18 protein-coding genes and 1 pseudogene are annotated in these 18254 nt (G+C 62.0%); 15 read left to right on the plus strand and 4 right to left on the minus strand.

Translation table 11 applies throughout. The annotated features are described in order from the left end of the window. The first annotated feature begins 78 nt into the window (after positions 1-78). From cra to P5703_RS17270, 6 genes are all read left to right on the plus strand, one after another. Positions 79-1068: a catabolite repressor/activator gene (gene cra / locus P5703_RS17245; protein WP_019406356.1), complete on the plus strand. Its 990-nt coding sequence runs from the start codon at positions 79-81 to the stop codon at positions 1066-1068. A 66-nt stretch (positions 1069-1134) separates the two neighbouring features. Beyond that, positions 1135-1440, plus strand: coding sequence for a nucleotide pyrophosphohydrolase (locus P5703_RS17250; RefSeq protein WP_125883180.1), 306 nt, complete (start codon positions 1135-1137; stop codon positions 1438-1440). After that, positions 1437-2186: a methyltransferase domain-containing protein gene (locus P5703_RS17255; RefSeq protein WP_061374040.1), complete on the plus strand. Its 750-nt coding sequence runs from the start codon at positions 1437-1439 to the stop codon at positions 2184-2186. Before P5703_RS17250 ends, P5703_RS17255 begins: the two co-directional genes overlap by 4 nt. Positions 2187-2204: 18 nt before the next feature. Continuing rightward, on the plus strand, positions 2205-2813 hold the full coding sequence (locus P5703_RS17260; protein ID WP_285588367.1) for a DUF4136 domain-containing protein: 609 nt from the start codon (positions 2205-2207) through the stop codon (positions 2811-2813). A gap of 73 nt (positions 2814-2886) precedes the next feature. Then, positions 2887-3444, plus strand: coding sequence for a DUF4136 domain-containing protein (locus P5703_RS17265; protein ID WP_011912172.1), 558 nt, complete (start codon positions 2887-2889; stop codon positions 3442-3444). 85 nt (positions 3445-3529) lie between these two features. Then, positions 3530-3979, plus strand: a complete 450-nt coding sequence (locus tag P5703_RS17270; RefSeq protein WP_013981882.1) for a DMT family transporter — start codon at positions 3530-3532, stop codon at positions 3977-3979. Positions 3980-3984: 5 nt separating this feature from the next. Here the strand turns inward: P5703_RS17270 and P5703_RS17275 are convergent. Then, positions 3985-4906 (minus strand): annotated as a pseudogene (locus P5703_RS17275) (SdiA-regulated domain-containing protein). Positions 4907-5130: 224 nt separating this feature from the next. On the opposite strand from P5703_RS17275, the gene P5703_RS17280 reads away from it, so the two are divergent. The 3 genes from P5703_RS17280 to P5703_RS17290 all read left to right on the plus strand — a co-directional run bounded on the left by P5703_RS17280 (position 5131) and on the right by P5703_RS17290 (position 7355). Next, positions 5131-5424 carry a hypothetical protein gene (locus P5703_RS17280; RefSeq protein ID WP_169917504.1) on the plus strand — a complete coding sequence of 98 codons (294 nt, stop codon included), beginning with the start codon at positions 5131-5133 and terminating at the stop codon, positions 5422-5424. Between the two features lie 96 nt (positions 5425-5520). Next, positions 5521-6894: an MATE family efflux transporter gene (locus P5703_RS17285; protein ID WP_019406352.1), complete on the plus strand. Its 1374-nt coding sequence runs from the start codon at positions 5521-5523 to the stop codon at positions 6892-6894. Between the two features lie 2 nt (positions 6895-6896). Then, positions 6897-7355 (plus strand): DUF2214 family protein, encoded by a 459-nt coding sequence (locus P5703_RS17290; RefSeq protein WP_011912167.1) that lies wholly within the window; start codon positions 6897-6899, stop codon positions 7353-7355. 13 nt (positions 7356-7368) lie between these two features. Here P5703_RS17290 and speA read toward each other — a convergent pair whose 3' ends face one another. From speA to thiO, 3 genes are all read right to left on the minus strand, one after another. Next, the gene (gene speA / locus P5703_RS17295) at positions 7369-9282 is read right to left on the minus strand and encodes an arginine decarboxylase (protein WP_285588382.1); all 1914 of its coding nucleotides are present in this window, start codon (positions 9280-9282) and stop codon (positions 7369-7371) included. 122 nt (positions 9283-9404) lie between these two features. Next, positions 9405-9776 carry a translation initiation factor Sui1 gene (locus P5703_RS17300; protein ID WP_285588385.1) on the minus strand — a complete coding sequence of 124 codons (372 nt, stop codon included), beginning with the start codon at positions 9774-9776 and terminating at the stop codon, positions 9405-9407. Between the two features lie 141 nt (positions 9777-9917). Continuing rightward, positions 9918-11018: a glycine oxidase ThiO gene (gene thiO / locus P5703_RS17305; RefSeq protein ID WP_125919648.1), complete on the minus strand. Its 1101-nt coding sequence runs from the start codon at positions 11016-11018 to the stop codon at positions 9918-9920. A gap of 179 nt (positions 11019-11197) precedes the next feature. Between thiO and P5703_RS17310 the strand changes: the two genes are divergently transcribed. The 6 genes from P5703_RS17310 (at position 11198) to P5703_RS17335 (ending at position 18254) form a co-directional block, all read left to right on the plus strand. Then, the gene (locus P5703_RS17310) at positions 11198-11701 is read left to right on the plus strand and encodes a GspH/FimT family pseudopilin (protein WP_125920528.1); all 504 of its coding nucleotides are present in this window, start codon (positions 11198-11200) and stop codon (positions 11699-11701) included. Positions 11702-11886: 185 nt separating this feature from the next. Further along, positions 11887-12366: a GspH/FimT family pseudopilin gene (locus P5703_RS17315; RefSeq protein WP_125920527.1), complete on the plus strand. Its 480-nt coding sequence runs from the start codon at positions 11887-11889 to the stop codon at positions 12364-12366. An 8-nt stretch (positions 12367-12374) separates the two neighbouring features. Continuing rightward, on the plus strand, positions 12375-12938 hold the full coding sequence (gene pilV / locus P5703_RS17320; RefSeq protein ID WP_125920526.1) for a type IV pilus modification protein PilV: 564 nt from the start codon (positions 12375-12377) through the stop codon (positions 12936-12938). Continuing rightward, a complete protein-coding gene (locus P5703_RS17325) occupies positions 12935-13789 on the plus strand; it encodes a PilW family protein (protein WP_125920525.1) in 855 nt (284 codons plus the stop codon). Before pilV ends, P5703_RS17325 begins: the two co-directional genes overlap by 4 nt. Then, entirely contained in the window at positions 13786-14466 is a 681-nt protein-coding gene (locus P5703_RS17330; protein ID WP_125920524.1) for a pilus assembly PilX family protein, read from the plus strand. Before P5703_RS17325 ends, P5703_RS17330 begins: the two co-directional genes overlap by 4 nt. A gap of 11 nt (positions 14467-14477) precedes the next feature. After that, positions 14478-18254, plus strand: a complete 3777-nt coding sequence (locus P5703_RS17335) for a pilus assembly protein (protein ID WP_239330116.1) — start codon at positions 14478-14480, stop codon at positions 18252-18254.

The raw sequence follows: 18254 nt of genomic DNA on the forward strand, positions 1-18254 counted from the left end.
TCAGCCAAAGCTGGCACATTACGCAATATTGGGTAATTCTAGAAGCCCGAGTTCATACCACCCGTCTTAGGCCCCCAGTTGAAACTGACCGACATCGCCCGCCTCGCCAACGTTTCGGTAACCACCGCCAGCTACGTGCTCAACGGCAAGGCCGCGCAGCGACGGATCAGTCCAGCCACGGTCGAGCGCGTGCTGGCGGTCGCCGAGCAGCAGGGTTTTCAGCTCGACCAGCAGGCCGCCGGGCTGCGCCGCGGCCAGTCCCGGACCCTCGGTTTCATCGTGCCGGACCTGGAAAACCCCAGCTATGCACGCCTGGCCAAGCTGCTCGAGCAGCGTGCGCGACAGCGCGGTTACCAGTTGCTGATCGCCGGGACCGACGACGAGCCGGACACCGAGCGCCAGGTCATCCAGGTGCTGCGCTCGCGACGCTGCGATGCGCTGATCGTCGCCAGCTGCCTGCCGGCGGACGATGCCGGGTACCGCAAGGTCCAGGCGACCGGCACGCCGGTGATCGCACTGGACCGTGCGCTGGATGCCGAGCACTTCTGTTCGGTGGTCAGCGACGACCGCGAAGCCGGCGCGCAGCTGACCCGCTCGCTGGACGTGCCGCCCGAGGCGCATGTCGCCCTGATCAGCGCGCGCCCGGCGCTGCGCATCAGCCAGCAGCGCGAGGAAGGTTTCCAGCAGGCACTGGCGCAGCACCGCGGGCCGGTCAGCATCCTGCGTGCCGAGCAGTTCAGCCGCGCCTGCGGCCGCGCGCAGATGCTCGCCCTGCTCGACCGCGGCGCGCTGCCCGATGCGCTGATCACCACCGCCTACGTGCTGCTGGAAGGCGTGTTCGACGCGCTGCGCGAGCGCAACCTGCTCTGGCCCGAACAGCTGCGGCTGGGCACCTTCGGTGATGCGCAGTTGCTGGATTTCCTGCCGATCCGGGTCAACGCGATTTCCCAGCAGCACGCACAGATCGCCGAGCAGGTGCTGGAGCAGGCCATTCGCGCCATCGAACAGGGCGACTACCGCCCCGGCGTGATCGCCATCGAGCGCGAGCTGAAGGTCCGCCGCGGCTGACGCCCTCTTGCGGGCGCCGACGCACTGGCGGAAGCTTGTCGTCTTTCGAACAGCCCGCCTCCCCTGATGAACATCGAACAGATCACCCAGCGCCTGCATGCGATCCGCGATCGCAACGACTGGCAGCGCTTTCACAGCCCGAAGAACCTCGCCATGGCCGCCAGTGTGGAAATGGCCGAGCTGGTGGAAATCTTCCAGTGGCAGACCGAGGACGAGTCGCGCCAGCTATCGGTCGACAAGCTCGAGCACGCGGGCCAGGAGGTCGGCGACATCCTCATGTACCTGCTGCTGATGTGCAGCGAGCTGGGGATCGACATGGAACAGGCGCTGCTGGACAAGCTGGCCGACAACGAGCGGCGCTTCGTCCGATGAGCGACCGCCATTTCGACGAGCTGGCGACGCGTTTCGCCGAGAAGATCTACGGCGGCGCCAAGGGCGCGATCCGCCTGGCCGTGCTGCAGGCCGACCTGGCCGAGATCCTGCCGCCGCGCCCGCTGCGGGTGCTGGACATCGGCGCCGGGCTCGGCCATATGAGCCTCTGGCTGGCGCAGCAGGGCCATGCGGTCACCCTCGCCGAGCCCGCCGAACCGATGCTGCAAGGCGCCCGCCAGCAGTTCGCCGACGCCGGTCAGCAGGCCACCTTCATCCAGGCGCCCTGGCAGGAGGTGGAAGCGCATGTCGACGGCCGCTTCGATCTGGTCATCTGCCACGCCGTGCTGGAGTGGCTCGCCGAGCCCCAGGCGATCCTGCCGGTGCTGCACCGCCTGACCGCGGCCGATGGCTGGCTGTCGCTGGCCTTCTACAACCGCGATGCGCTGATCTACCGCAACCTGCTCAAGGGCCACTTCAAGAAGCTGCGCAGCCAGACCTATGCCGGCGAACGACAGAGCCTGACCCCGCAGCAACCGCTGGACCCACGCGAACTGGCTGCGCAACTCGCGCCGCACTGGCAGGTCGAATCCAGCAGTGGCGTGCGCGTTTTCCATGACTACATGCCCGCCGATTTCCAGGCCCGCACCGAGCCGGCCGACCTCATCGAGATGGAACTGGCCTACCGCCGCCATCCCACCTTCGCCGGCCTCGGGCGCTATCTGCACTGGTTGTGCCGGCCACGCTGAGCCGGCCCGGAGGTTTCCATGTCGACCCGCGCGTTTTTACCCTTGCTCTGCCTTACCCTCGCGGCCTGCCAGAGCCAGAACCCATACACCGATGAATCGGCGCCGATACCGCCCGCCCCTCCGGTGGAACAGATCCAGGCGCCCACCTACCCGGCCGCGCCCCGGGACTTCTCCAGCTACCAGCACTGGAGCTGGCGCAGCCCGCCAGCGGGTACGGCTTCGATCAGCGGCGAAGAACTGCAGGAAATGGTCGCCGGCGCCCTCGATCAACATGGCCTGCGGCCGGCACCGGGCAATGCTCCGGGCGATGTACGGGTCAGCGCCAGCGCCAGCAAGGAAACCCGAGTCCGCCAGACCTACGACAACTACGGCTACGGCCCGCATGTCGGCGTAGGTCGTTACGGCGGTGGCTACGGCACCGGGTATGGCATCGGCACCAGCGTGCCCATCGTGCGCAATTACGAGGAAGACGTGATCTCGGTGCGCATCGAGATGTTCGACGCGGCTTCCGGCCAGGCGGTCTGGAGCAACCGTGCCGAAGCGCGCCTGAGCGGCAGCCGGGCCAAGCAGCAAGATGCGGTGCGCCAGGCCGTCGAGCGGGCGCTGGCCGATTATCCGCCGCGCTGAGTGCGGCAAGTGGCTACGCGCCGAACGAAGGCGCCGGGCCTAGACTGAGCAGACCCTTCCCTGGAGAACGATCATGTTCCGCCGTCTGTTGCTGATTCCCCTACTCCTCGCCCTCGTCGCCTGCCAGGGCCCGCAGGTGCAGCGCGATTTCGATCCGACACGGGACTTCTCCGCCTATCGCGCCTGGAGCTGGAAAGAGCCGGCCTTGCAGTACCGGCCGGATGACCCGCGCATACAGAGCGACCTCACCGAGCAGCGCATCCGCGACGCCATTGCCGAGCAACTGGACCAGCGCGGACTGCGGCCCGCCACGGCGAGTGCCGCGGCCGGCGTGCAGGTGCAGGCCTGGTACATCGTCGACCAGCGCACCCAGCAATACACGACCACTTCCGGCGCCTGGGGCAACCCCTGGTACGGCTACTGGGGCGGACCGATGTTCACCGATACCCGCACCATCGACTATCAGGTCGGCACCTTGCAGATCGATCTGTATGACGCCGCCGACGGCAAGCTGGTCTGGCGTGGCAGTGCCGAACAGGTACTGCGCAGCCGCCAGGGCACGCCCGACGAGCGCGCTGGCAGCATGCGCGAGCTGGTGGCGCGGGTGCTGTCGCAATACCCACCGCACTGAGCCAAGCGCCTGAACCTGCCGCGGTGCTGGCGAGCGACTGCCGCGCTCGCCATACTGTCGCGCCGCTGATCCTTGGAGACCTGAAATGCCTGCTGTTGCCTGGTGGTTGCTCACCCTGCCGTTCATTGCCGGAGCCATGCTGCCTTTGCAGGCCGGAATCAACGGTCAGGTGGCTCGCCAGCTCGGCAACGTCATGGGCGCGGCGCTGCTTTCCTTCGCTGTCGGCACTCTGGCCCTGTTCCTCATTGTGCTGACCCAGCGCGACCTGCCGGCGCTGCAGTCCCTCAAGGCACTGAGCTGGTGGCAATGGACCGGCGGCCTGCTGGGCGCCTTCTTTATCGCCACCGCCGCCTTCGCCGCACCGCGTACCGGCGCACTGCTGTTCATGGCGTTGCTGCTGGCCGGGCAGCTGTTCGTCGCGCTGCTGCTGGACCACTTCGGCTGGGCCGGTTTCCGCCAGTCGCCCATCAGCCTCGGCAAGGTGGCCGGCCTGTTGCTGATCTTCGGCGGTGTCTGGCTGATCCAGCGTGGCTAACCTGGTCACTCGTGCTCGAAGGCGTAGAACAGATTGGGCTCGCTGACCAGATAGAGATTGCCCTGAGCGTCGAACGTCATGCCCTCGGCCTGCGGCACGCTGCGCTCGAGCCCGGCGAAACCGCGCCATAGCGAGCGGAAGCTGACCAGCTCGCCCTCGGCATCCAGCTCCAGCATCATCTTCGCCTCGTCGCTGAGCAGCACCAGATGACCGGTCTGCTCGTCGAAATGCACCGACGACAGGTCGCTGGCCATGTCCAGCTTGTCGATCCAGGCCTGGCGGTCGATGATCTTGATGTCCATGTCGCCGGCCAGGCTGCGCTTGATGCCGTGGATTTCATAGAGCTTGCGCGGCGAATGCTCCTTGACCACGAACAGACGATCGCCCGCTCGGTCGTAACCGACGCCTTCGAAACCGGTGTTGTCCGCCTCGTTCAGCGCCAGCGTGATGGAGCGTGCATCGGCGCGGCGCAGCGGGCCGGCCAGGTACCACCAGCGCCTGCTGGCGTTCCTCGGTCAGCACCAGCAGGTCGTCACCCAGATAGGTCACGCCCTCGACGTCTTCGAAGCCCTGCAGCGGATAGCGGGCGATGAACTCACCATCACGGCCCAGCGCCAACAGCTCCTCGGGGTTGTTGACCACGGCCCACAGGTGACCACGACGCTCGTCGTAGGTCAGCCCGGAAAGGTTGTCCTTCACCGTTGCCACGGGCAACGCATCGATTCTCGCCCGGTATTCCGGCAGCCACAGGCTGCGACGCTCCCAGCTGTTCTCATGCCAGGTGGTTTTCAGTGTGTAGAACAGCCGCTCATCCAGATGCAGCGTGACGGCAAGGTACAGCAGGCAGAACAGCAGCAGGCCACAGGCCCAGCTCAAGGGGCGCAGCGTCGCTAGTCGTCCCAGCTGCGCGATGGCGAGGGCTCGCATGGTGTCTACTCGTTGAAGTCGTGTGGGCAGGCTGCCCGGGACTTGTTGCAGTTGAATGAAGGCAGGAATCGCGACGGATGCGTCACGCACTACGCAGGGACATTCCGACCCTCATCCGCCGCGCTTGTTCCCCCCTCTGCCATTGAACTCTCGGCCCCGGCCAGCAGCCCAATGCCCAGGGCTGCGCTTGCGCACCGCAATCGAACGATCTGGGAGAGTGATAGATGCCGGTAGAAGGATTCTTCGAGTGGCTGGGTCAGGCACTCGGCACCGTCATACGTTTCATCGTCGAAGGGCTGGCCGACTTCTTCGGCCTGTTTGCCCGCGCCGGGCACAACTTTCTCGAGGGGTTGTCACGCACGCTGGGGATGGACCGCTCGCTGCTGAGCCTGGTCGCGCTGGTCATCGGCCTGCTGTTGCTGGTCGCGGCCGTTCGCTCATTCTTCCGCGGCTCGATCATCGGCGGACTGGTCTGGCTGTTCCTCGGCTTGTGGCTGCTGAGCTGGCTGATTCACTGATCGCGCCGATACATCGCCCGGTGTGCCCCGGGCACTGCGGTTTTTCCTCTTTTCCCACAGGCCACGTATAGTGCCGGGCCGTCCCGGAGGCCCGTAATGTCCCGCATGCTTGCCGCCTGGCGCCACGCGCCCACGCATCAGAAGGTGTGGGCGCTGGCGGCGCCGATGATCCTGTCGAACCTGTCCGTGCCGCTGGTGGCGCTGGTGGACAGCAGCGTGATCGGCCATCTGCCGCACGCTCACCAGCTGGGCGCGGTAGCGGTTGGCGGCAGCCTGTACACGCTGCTGGTGTGGGTGATGGGCTTCCTGCGCATGGGTACCACCGGCTTCGCCGCACAGGCAGCCGGCCGCCAGGATGGCGGCGCGCTGCGCCAGATACTGTTGCAGGGACTGTTGCTGGCCGTCGGCTTCGCCCTGCTGCTGGGCACGCTCGGGGTGCCACTCAAGGGCGCCGCGCTGCAGCTGATGCAGCCCTCGGCGGAACTGAACGACCTGACCCGCGACTATTTTCACACGCGCCTGTTCGGCCTGCCCGCCGCGCTGGCCAGCTATGCACTGATCGGCTGGTTTCTCGGCACGCAGAACGCCCGCGCGCCGCTGGCCATTCTGCTGACGACCAACCTCATCAATGTCGCGCTGGACCTGTGGTTCGTGCTCGGCCTCGACTGGGGCGTGGCCGGGGCCGCTCGCGCCTCGGTGATCGCCGAATGGAGCGGCGCGCTGCTTGGCCTGGCCCTTACTCGCAAGGCCCTGGCGCGTTATCCCGGCCGACTCGACACTCGCGCGCTGCGGCACTGGACAAGCTGGCGCCCGCTGATGGCGGTCAACCGCGACATTTTCCTGCGCTCGCTGGCACTGCAGCTGGTGTTCTTCCTGGTCACGGTGCAGGGCACCCGCCTGGGCGATGCCACAGTCGCCGCCAACGCCCTGCTGCTCAACGGCCTGCTGCTGACCGCGCATGCCCTCGACGGACTGGCCCATGCGGTGGAAGCCTTGAGCGGGCATGCCATCGGTGCAGGCGACCGCAACGCACTGCAACGGGTGATGGTGGTTGCCGGGGGTTGGTCATTGCTGGCCAGCATCGCCTTCGGCCTGTTCTTTCTGTTCGGCGGCCAGCTGTTCATCCAGTTGCAGACCGACATACCCGAGGTGCGCCAGACCGCGCTGACCTACTTGCCCTATCTGGCGGCATTGCCGCTGATCGCGGTCTGGAGCTATCTGCTCGATGGCCTGTTCATCGGTGCCACCCGCGCGCGGGAGATGCGCAACAGCATGCTGCTGGCAGTGGCGCTGACGTTGCCGCTGGGCTGGCTGCTGCAGGGGCTGGGCAATCACGGCTTGTGGCTGGCGTTTCTCGCCTTCATGCTGACGCGTGGCATCTGCCTGGGCGTGCTCGCCTTGCGTCTGCAGCGCCGCGGCGCCTGGTTTACCATGAGCACGCCTGGCACCACCCATTCCGAAGGACGCTGAACATGGCCTATGCCATTGCCGCCTACCTGCACTTTCTGGCGATCTTCCTGCTCTTTGCCCTGTTGCTACTGGAGCATCAGCTGTTCCGCCAGCCGCTGACGCTGGAGCGCGCGCGCAGCCTGTTCCGCATCGACATAGCCTTTGGCATCACGGCCGCGGCCGTGCTGGCGAGCGGCATCGCCCGGGCGGTCTTCTATGGCAAGGGTCTGGACTACTATCTGAAGAACAGCTTCTTTCACGCCAAGGTCGGTTTGTTCGTAGTCGTCGCCGTCCTGTCCATCTACCCGACGCTGACCTTTCTGCGCTGGCGCCCCGCTCTCGCGGCAGGCCAGGCACCGACCATCTCGAGCGGCAGCGCCAGATGGGTCAAGCTGACCATCCGCCTGGAGCTGCTGCTGCTCGCGATGATTCCCCTGCTGGCGGCGCTGATGGCACGGGGCTTCGGCGTCATGCCCGGCTGACGCCGGGCACCCTTCAGGGCGTCAGGTAGGACGAACGCGTCAGTCCCAGGCGCAGCGCGTCGATGTACTGCGTGCGTTCCTTGGCGCTCAACCTGGCCCCGGCCACCTTGTCGCGGTAGTAGGTCATCAGCTCCTCGGGCGAAAGGTGCACGTAGCGCAGCATGTCCTCGATGGTGTCATGGGTCTCGATGCCGGCGTGGTAGTAGCTACCGTCCTCGCGCTGATAGACGTTCACCGAATCGGTATCGCCGAACAGGTTGTGCATGTCGCCGAGAATTTCCTGATAGGCCCCCACGAGGAACACCCCGAGGAAATACTCCTCGCCAGGCGCGACCTCGTGCACCGGCATGCTGCTCTCGATGCTCTGCTCGTCGACGTAGTGCTTGATCTTGCCGTCCGAGTCGCAGGTCAGGTCCTGCAGCACGGCGCGCCGCACCGGCTCCTCGGTCAGCCGCTGCAGCGGCACGATCGGCAGGATCTGGTCGATCGCCCAGGTATCGGGCAGGCTCTGGAACACCGAGAAATTACAGATGTACTTGTCCGCCAGCTTGTCGTTGAGCTCGTCGAGCACTGCGCGGTGCGAGCGCTGACGAGCCTTGAGCTGGTTGTACAGGCGGCGGCAGATGGCGAAATAGCTCTGCTCGGCCAGCGCCTTCTGCGCCAGCGTCAGCTTGCCGGACGCGTACTGCGCGCTGGACTCGCTCATGTAATGGGTAGCACGCCAGTAGGTCTCGGTGACCATTTCCGGGTCGGTCGGCCCGAGCAGATCGGCCAGCGACTGGACGATGTCCGGCAGCTCGTCGTAGTTGTCGATCTGCGGTATTTCGTCGTTGTGCCGCTCGACGTCGGTGACCTGCATGACCAGCACCGCATGGTGCGCGGTCATCGCACGGCCGCTCTCGGAGAAGATGTTCGGATGTGGCAGGCCCTGCGCCTCGCAGAACTCCTTGAGCATGCCGACCACGGTACCGGCGTATTCGTCGATGTCGTAGTTGATCGAGCTGGCATTGCGCGAGTGGGTGCCGTCGTAGTCGACCCCCAGTCCGCCGCCCACGTCGATGTAATCCACCGGCAGCCCGAGGGCACGCAGTTCGGCGTAATAACGAATCGCTTCGCGGAAGCCCTGGCGGTAGTCGGCCAGATTGGCGATCTGCGAGCCCATGTGAAAATGCAGCAGGCGGATGCCCTGGTCCATCTTCACCGCGCGGAAACGCTCGATCACCGAGAGCAGCTGCGCGGCGGACAGGCCGAACTTGGAGCGCTCGCCACCGGTATCGGCCCACTTCGACGAGGCCAGCGACGACAGCCGCACACGCAGACCGACCTGCGGGGTCAGCTTGAGCTCGTTGGCCTCCTCGATCACCAGACCGACCTCGGACTCCTTCTCGATGACGATGAACACCTTGTGGCCGAGCTTCTGCCCCATCAGCGCCAGCCGAATGAACTCGCGATCCTTGTAACCATTGCAGACGATGGTGCCGCCCTTCGGCGCCAGCGCCAGCACGGCCATCAGCTCCGGCTTGGAGCCCGCCTCCAGGCCGATGGAAACGTTCTGCGTGGCGATGATGTTCTCCACCACCGCTTCCTGCTGGTTGACCTTGATCGGGTACAGCGCGGTGTACTTGCCGGCGTACTCCATGCGCTCGATGTTGGCATCGAATGCACCGGTCAGACGCCGCACGCGGTCCTGCAGGATGCCGGGGAAGCGCACCAGCAACGGCAGCGACAGACCCGCCTCGCGCAATTGTTCGATCAGCCCGTTGAACTCGATCGGCTCGCCGCTCGGCCCCTGCGGGCGCACTTCGACATTGCCCTGATCGTTGATCGCGAAATACCCAGCGCCCCAGTGGCGGATACCGTAGATGCTGCGGCTGTCGGCAGCGGTCCACTGGCTACCGTCGTCTTTACGTGTGCGTCGTACAGGCATCAAGGCCTCCCGGAAGAAATTGAGTGTTTCGCCGCGAACAGAAGCGCGCAGCGAAGGCTATGCGGCTTCGACAGCCGATATGCGGAAAATGGTGAAAATTGGTGGCGGTGTCACATCGGCACTCAGCCACCGGACTTCTTGGCCTTAAAGCCACGCTTGGTCAGCTCGTCGATCAGCAGCTGAACGTGATCGCCCTGGATCTCGATGACGCCGTCCTTCAGCGCCCCGCCGGTACCGCAGCGGCGCTTCAGCGCGCTGGCCAGTTCCTTGAGTTCGCTTTCCGGCAGGGGCACGCCACTGATGGTGGTCACCGTCTTGCCGCCCCGGCCCTTGCTCTCACGGCGCACCCGCGCAATGCCGTCGCCTTCGGGCAGAACGCTCTGTTTGCAGGCGCAACTACCCAGCGGTTGGCTGCACTCAGGACAATGCCGACCGCCATCGGTGGAATAGACCAGCCCGCTCAGGCCGGCCAGGGAAGTGGTTTTCTTCGCCACACATACCTCACTCGCCAATCTGGCTCTGCCTGGCAGAGCCGAAGTGCCGGCTAATTTACCAGCAATGCGAGTTGGTAGCAGGACAGAGTCCGGGCGACGCAGATGAAACCCGGACTACTCGTGAAGCCGGAGTACGGCCGATCAGCTCTTCTGATCGGCGATACGCCCGGTCGGCGCATAAGGCGACGGATCCACGATCGGCGACTGCCCGAGCATCAGATCGACCAGCAGCTGACAGGACGCCGGTGCCAGCACCAGCCCATTGCGGAAGTGCCCGCAGTTCAGCCACAGCCCATCGAAACCGCTCACCGGTCCTATATAAGGCACGCCATCCGGCGAGCCGGGTCGCAAGCCTGCCCAGTGCTTGACCACTTGCGCGTCGGCCAACGCCGGCAACAGCTCGATCGCGGTTGCCCTGAGGCTTTCCAGCGCATCTTCGGTCGGCGTCTTGTCGAAGCCGACATCTTCCAGCGTGCTGCCAATAAGGATATGGCCGTCGCGCCGCGGAATCGCATAGCGCCGCTTGGCCAGCACCATGCTCGGCAGGAAGTCCTCGGCGCACTTGAAGAGAATCATCTGTCCTTTCATCGGCTTGACCGGAATCTCCAGCCCCAGCGTCGCCAGCAACTGTGCGCTCCAGGCGCCCGCCGCCACTACAACCTGATCCGCCCGCATCTCGCCCTGCGCCGTCTGCACGCCCACGATGCGCGAACCGTCGCGGAGGAAACCCTCGACCGGGCACTGCTCGATCACATCCACATTCGGCAACTGCCGCAGCGCTTCGCGCAAGGCACGGAGCAGACGGGGATTGCGAATGTTGGCGACACCCTCCATGTAGACGGCACGCTCGTAACCCTCACCCAGCGAAGGCACTGCCTGGTGCACGGTCTCCATCGACACCGAAGTGAGAGGCCGGCCATAACGCTCAGCCCAACTCAGCGCCTCCGCCTCGTCATGCAGATCCAGCCAGTAAAGACCGGTGACATGCACCTCCGGATCTACCCCGGTCTCCGCCAGCAACCGCTCGCCAAGCTGCGGATAGAAATCCTGCGACCAATGCGCGAGCGCAGTAACCGCTGGGCTGTAGCGCCACGGATAAAGCGGCGAAACGATCCCGCCACCGGCCCAGGAGGCTTCGGTGCCTGTTCCGGACGCCTCTACCAACGTCACCGACGTGCCTGCAGCAGCCAGCTTGTAAGCCGTCAGCAGGCCTATCACTCCGCCGCCCACCACTACCGTCATCTCTCTCGCCACATTCCCCTCGCCAGCTGGATCACATATCCATGCATTCAGTATTGACTTGTCGACTCGTTGCTCTACAACCAATCTTTCGTTCATTACAGGCCCAACAGTCACCGCAGCAGAACGAAAGGCTCATTCGTCAGGATGGCGACACATGATAAGTGCAAAGGAACCGCACCATGCCGAACAAGGATCAAGGCTTTACGCTTGTTGAATTGCTGATCACCATCTCGCTGATTGCAATCGTCTGCTCGATTGCCGTACCGGCTCTGGACAACCTCATCGCCTACAACCGGCAGCAAGCATTGCTCACGCAGGTTCAGGACGCTATTCAGAAAGCCCGAACCGAAGCCGTCATGCGACGCCGCGCGATCGCACTTTGCGGTACCAGCGATTCCGCTACCTGCAGTCGGGACTGGAGCCGCGGATGGCTGACACTCGTCGAAGGCAACCAGCAAATTCTTAACGCCACTCAAATACCGCTCGCTGATGAGCTGCGCTGGAGTGGCTTCGGTGATCAACGCGTCCTCTTTATCGAGAACGGCACCACCCGCAACAACGGCCGGTTCTACCAGTGCCACAAGCAGCGAGTCGCCTGGCAACTGATACTCAGCCGGCAGGGCAGGCTCAAACTCGGCACCGCTGCCGACAATGCAAGCAAGGCGTCGCTTTGCAGCTCCTGAACCGAAACGACAGGTGTGCTTCAGCTTCGTCAAAGCATGGCCCCAGTCACGCCGAGACGAAGCAATAAGCCTAATAATCGCGCCGACAGCCGGTCGTCGTTATAAACGCACCGGTTATCTTGGCAAAAAGGACAAAGCTTCAGAGCCGCACCATTATCTGCTCAAGAATTTAAACGGAGCGCACCATGTCACGCCGCAGCGACATGCATGGATTCACCCTGATTGAGCTGTTGATCACCCTTGCCCTGCTGACGATAGTCGCGGGCATCGCGGTGCCGAATTTTACCGCATTTATTCAGAAAACCCAGCTGCAGGGGCAGGCTGATGACCTGGTCGCCACGCTGCTCTATGCGCGCGGGGAAGCGGTTACCCGCAGAACCACAGCAGAAATCATCGTGAGCGATACCGGACCTTGGGTGGTACGCGTCGGTGGCGAGTCCTTGCGGGAGCTGAATCACAACCCTGCTCTCGCGCAGATGGACGCGGACGTCACCTCCATTATTTACCGCCCGAATGGCACGGCGACCGCTGCCTTGGTCACCATCTGCCGCAACGATGAATTTGAAAAAGCATACGTCGTCGCGGTCCGCCCGAGCGGCTCTCCAACGATTCATCCACGCGGCAAGAACGCTGATGGAAGCGCTCTGACCAGTTGCACTCGATGAGGATCGATATGAGACACAGCCAAGGCTTCAGCCTGATTGAGGTGATGGTCACGCTGGTGCTGACCACCATCGGCATCCTCGGCATGGTCGCCATGCAGGGGCGCAGCATTCAGTACACCCAGGACTCTGTACAGCGAAACACGGCAATCATGCTGGCCAGCGACCTGGTCGAGATCATGCGTGCCAATCCGGGCGAAATCTTTGAAAAAGCGCCTCCAGTCGATCCGGTGTACAGCGGAATAAAGGGCAGCTCACTGTTTTATAAGAAACAAGGCAGCGATTTCGATTCAAACCCTGCTGCCTGCGTAGCAAATCCGAACACCGCAAAAGAGATGCGCGACTGCTGGATCGAACGGGCGGAAGCCTCGCTACCTGGAGCGGAGGGTCTCCTCCAGTCGGCATTCCATATCTGCCGTAGCTCCACGCCTAGTAACACGAACGCCCCCGTATGTGACGACAAGGGCTCGATGCTCGAGATTCAGCTGGCCTGGACCGTCAAGGATGGCGCCTGTGCCGACACCCGCGCGCCCGATCCTACAACCTGTATCTATAGAACCCGGGTGGAGCTATGAGAACTGCCTGCACAGCCCGCCAGAAGGGCATCTCCATGATCGAACTGCTCGTAGCGCTGGCAATCAGCAGCTTCCTGCTACTGGGCATCTCGCAAATCTATCTGGACAACCAGCGCAACCACCTCTTCCAGCAAAGCCAGTCCACGAATTCGGAAGCCAGTCGATTCGTGACCCTTGTTCTCAATGATTTGCTAGGCAAGGCCGCTTATCGCCGGGCACCGGACCAAGGGTTCGATGATGCCTTTCCAGCCAAAACGGCCAAGGGCGCCTGCAAGGCGTTCACCAAGGGCAGCGCCGTGACGGCTACCTCAACAGGCCTTGGCCTGTGCCTGCGCTACCAACCCATGGTAAGCGGCGAAATGGATTGCCAGGGAGATGCAACACCATCATTCGACGACAGCAAACCGTTCCAGCCAGCGCCCACCGCCAGTCTGGTTACCGTGGCGTTGACCTATACGCCTGGCAATGACCTGCATGAAGGCACGCTGACATGCAAGAACATCGACGGCAGCTCCGCTCCATCGGAGCTGCTTGCAGGCATCGCTGACTTCCGTATCGAGTACGGGATAGGGACCAAGGCGATGCATGAGAAAAAGCTGGTCGACGGCAGTGAGCGTTTCGTCGAGGCGGGTTCCTGGACCTCCAACGAGGACACCGGCCCGATCCGCGCCGTGCGCTACTCGATCCTGCTCGCAAGCCGCACCCAGCAACGTGAGGGCGAATCAGCGGTGCTCTCGTCCTGGCTGGAAAAAGCGGACGCGACCGCCAAGGCGCGTCTCGAGGCCGGAGACCAGAACCGCATCTACCAGATCGCCAGCAGTACCCAGACATTAAGGAACCTGATGCCATGACTTCGCTCAATCACAAGCGGCAACAGGGCGCGACCTTGCTGGTCGCCCTGGTCATGCTGCTCATCCTTACCGTCCTCGCCGTGTCCAGCATGCGCGGTGTGGTGCTCGAATCCCGGATTACCGGTAACCGGGCGGAAAACCTGCGGCTGCAAACGGCGGCCGATGCAGCACTCAAGGAAGGCGAGTTTCGTTTCTTTGGCCCCGGCTATCTTCGCGACAAGCTCGAGCCTAATCGCGTGAACTGCCAGAAGAACAACACGCTTAACCTGAATGGCGCCAACAAGCCATGCCTGTTGAATATCCAGGTTTGGACGGACGTCATTGCGCCCGACTCCGACGAGGAGACCTCAAGCGACCGGCTGAAGCGTTTCATGCTGAACCCGATGGATGCCCTGCAAGCCGATGGCGCCGCGACCGTTGCAGCAGGAGCCAGTACGTTCGTGGCGTGGATGCCCTATCGTGGCCTCGATCCGAACGACGAAACCCAAAGCGATCCCCGTGCTTACTGGAATTCTTATTTGATCGCCGCTTCAGAAGACGAGTCTTCGCTGAACCCCGAGTACGGCTCCGTGATGGAAGGCAAAGGAACTTATTTCTATCTCGTAAATGGCCAGGCAGCGGACACACTGGCCGTGCAATCGACAACTGCCAACATCTACGTCGGCCTGAATAACTGAGAGTTGAAGAAATGAAAGGAAGACTGCTCAACAGCTCCATCCAGATGTTGTCGAGCGCCCTGTTCGGTATTGCTGCGCTGACCGCAGCCAATGCACAGGCCGCGGTATCGCAAGCACCCATCAGCCTGACAGTTGGCGTCGCACCCAACCTTATTTTTACGCTGGATAACTCAGGCAGTATGCGCTGGGCGTTTGTGCCAGACAGCGCGGGCCGTGAAAACAGTGGCAGCGGCAATCTGCGGAATACACGCAGAGGCAAGTCGCACCATACCAACCCGATGTATTACAACCCGGACATTGCCTACATCCTGCCCTTCAAAACGGACAAGGACGGCAATCTAACTCGATACACCACATCCTTTACCGCGGCCCATCAGAACGGCTTTTATCCTGAAAGAAACGATACCGTTAACCTGAGCAACAACTATAAGGTCTCGTGGAACTATGAAACCGATGCAAAGCAGAGTTACAAATACAGCGACCGCGTAAACTACGCCAACCCCACCGGCTACATATACAACCTCGCAGAGAACCCGGCCAGCGACTTCAAGTCCTGCACCTCGTACAACTGGCAGAATCAGTGCACTAAATATTCCGACCAGACGCAGTCGGGCGTGCATGCGTATTACTATGCGCTAAAAAATACCGAAAACTGCAAAACCGAGACAAATATCAAGACAAACGAAGACTGTTATGAGCTGAAACAGCCATCGACCAATGCTGAAAAGCAAAATTTCGCAGTGTGGTACTCGTTCTACCGTACCCGTGCGCTAGCAACCATTAGCGCGGCCAACCTGGCATTCAGCGATCTCTCCCCTGCGACTCGTCTGACATGGCAAAGCCTTGGCACCTGTAGCGAGCTGAACGGTGGAAGCAACTGCAACAACAACTACCTCCGCGAATACAGTAACGCTCAGAAAAAGAATTTCATCGACTGGCTGCGGATGGTCAAATTCGACCAGTCCACTCCATTGCGGCAAGCGCTGGACAAGGCCGGGAAATTTTTACAGCAGGACACTGCTTGGGAAAAATATCCCAACGAAACTGATCCGCAGAAGAAAAAGCAGAACGTCGAGGCAAATGTCTACGCCTGCCGTCCCAGCTACCACGTTCTCATGACCGACGGTATGTGGAACGGCAATAACGGTACCCCCAGCGGCACCTTCAACCACGACAACAAGAGCATTACGCTGCCCGACGGCAAAACCTACACCAACACCATCCGACCGTATGCCGACAGCACGCCGAATACCCTGGCGGATCTGGCCATGCATTATTGGGCGACGGACCTGCGTCCTGGACGGAACGGCAATGCTAACCAGCTCAAGCCGTACATGCCCTTCAGCCACGACGGCAATGAAGAAGCAGCCTATTGGGACCCGCGGAACAACCCCGCCACCTGGCAGCATATGGTCAACTTCACCATGGGGCTTGGACTGACCCAGGCGATGACGAATCCCAACCTACCATGGGAAGGCAATACCTTCTCCGGAAGGGGTTATTCAAACCTGATGAGTGGCACAAACTGGCCTGCGGCTTCCGACAGCTCGGACAACAACGTTTATGACCTATGGCATACGGCACTCAATTCCCGCGGCGAGTTCTTCAGCGTCGACAGTCCCGACGCCATGGTGCAGGCCTTTGCCGACATTCTGACGCGTATTGCCGAGCGAAAGTCCAGTGCTGCACGACCCGCGATCAGCTCTGGTCTCGTTATCGGTGACACTATCAATAGTGTTTCCTACCAGACTTCGTACGCCAGCGATGAAGCCTGGTCAGGCGATCTGAAGCGCTTCTCCAAGAAGTATATTCAGAACGACGACGGCGCATTCGAACTGGTGCATTCCCAGGACTGGAGTGCGCGTGATCGCTTGCCGACTGCCGGATCACGAAACATCAAGATAGCCAACCCTAATGGCGCCAGTACTAGCAAGCTGATGGATTTCGAGGCGTCCAACGCAGGCAACTCGGCTACCAACGGTACGCTTGCAAACCTGTTGAACAGGAACCCAGAAGCGAAGGATGACCGCTCTGACGACCGCTGGAGGGACCGACTAAGTTACCTACGCGGCGACCGGAGCGAAGAAGGCGGCGGCAGCACGGACTTTCGCGAGCGGGTGAGTGTCCTCGGCGATTTCTATGGTTCAAGCCCAGCCGTTGTGGCTGGCCCACGCTACCTGGAAGGTTTCGCCAACCGACTGGAGGGGCACCTGAACGCCAATGGGACCGTTGAAGCAGGCTCCTATAGCAACTTTATTCAGAGGATTAATGGAACCGGCGACCAGGCGACCCCACGTAAAACCCGCGTCTATGTGGGCGGCAATGACGGCATGCTGCATGGCTTCAATGCCGAAACCGGCGTCGAGGAGTTTGCTTTTGTGCCCACAGCGGTATTCCCGAAACTCCACAAGCTGACCGGCAAAAACTACAGCCACGAGTTTTATGTCGACGGCTCCCCGACGGTCGCCGACATCTACGACGGTAATCAATGGCGCACCATTCTGGTGGGCACTCTTCGCGCCGGCGGGAAATCGCTCTTTGCCTTGGACGTAACCATTCCCGGCAGTGAAGCATTGCTGTGGGAATTCGACGCGTCCGATATGGACGAAAACAGCGTCAAGCCGGGCTACAGTTTCCCGAACCCCACCATAGCGCGCCTGCATAATGGCCGCTGGGCAGTGGTTACCGGGAACGGCTATGAAAACGGCGCCATTGACGGCAAAGCTGCGCTTTATATCATCGACGCCGCGACCGGCGAACTGATCAGAAGCCTGGAAGTTTCCGGTGATCAGGGCGCCAATGGCTTGTCCAGCCCGGTATTGGCCGACTACAACGCCGACGGTATTGCCGATTACGCGTACGCTGGCGATCTGCAGGGAAACCTGTGGCGCTTCGACCTGCTGCCTACGAACAATTCGGACAACGATGGTGACGGCAATCCCGATCAATCCGCGCCCCTGTCGCGAGAGACGCTAGGCACTGTCTCCGCAGAGAGCTTCAAAGTGGGCTACGGCGGTAAACCCATGTTCCAGGCCAAAGCAGGCAACGCTGACAACGCCGCTGCTCAGCCTATCACCGCCGCGCCCACCTTGATCCGCCATCCGAGCCGCATAGGCAATCTGGTGGTGTTCGGTACCGGCAAGTTTTTCGAGACCGAGGACAAGGAAGGAGTCAAGACCCATGCGCAAAGCGTCTATGGCATCTGGGATACCAAGACCCGCGCAGAGCCAACCAGCGAAATCACGATTGGGCGGAAAGATCTGGTTGAGCAGAAGATCACCCAAGAAGTGACTGGTACCTATACCCAGGGCGGGACCAACCCGGCGCGCGTTATTTCGAACAATCCGGTGGAATGGACAGCCACTGACAAGGACGGCAACGTCACCATCACCCATCCCGGGTGGCACCTCGATCTCACAGTAGGCGCAAATAACTTCGAAGGCGAAATGGTGATCGAAAAGATATCGACCCTTGGTCAGACGTTATTCTTCCAGACCCTGGTACCCAATGACGATCCATGCGCGGATGGTGCTAGCAATTGGACCTATGCCCTCAACCCCTTCACCGGTGGAAAGACACTATTCCATGCGTTCGATTTGCGCCAGGTAAGCGACACGGGCGCAGTATCAATCGTGAGCGGTATCAAACAGGACGGCGAAGGCGGCATTACCATTACCCAAAACCCGGACGGCACATACGAAGCCTGTACCGGTCTGGACTGCGAGAAAGTCTTTCCCGATCCGGCAAGTATTGGTCGCCAAACCTGGCGAATAGTAGGCGGTAATTAG

Source organism: Stutzerimonas sp. FeSN7 (assembly GCF_030263795.1).
GTDB lineage: Bacteria > Pseudomonadota > Gammaproteobacteria > Pseudomonadales > Pseudomonadaceae > Stutzerimonas > Stutzerimonas stutzeri.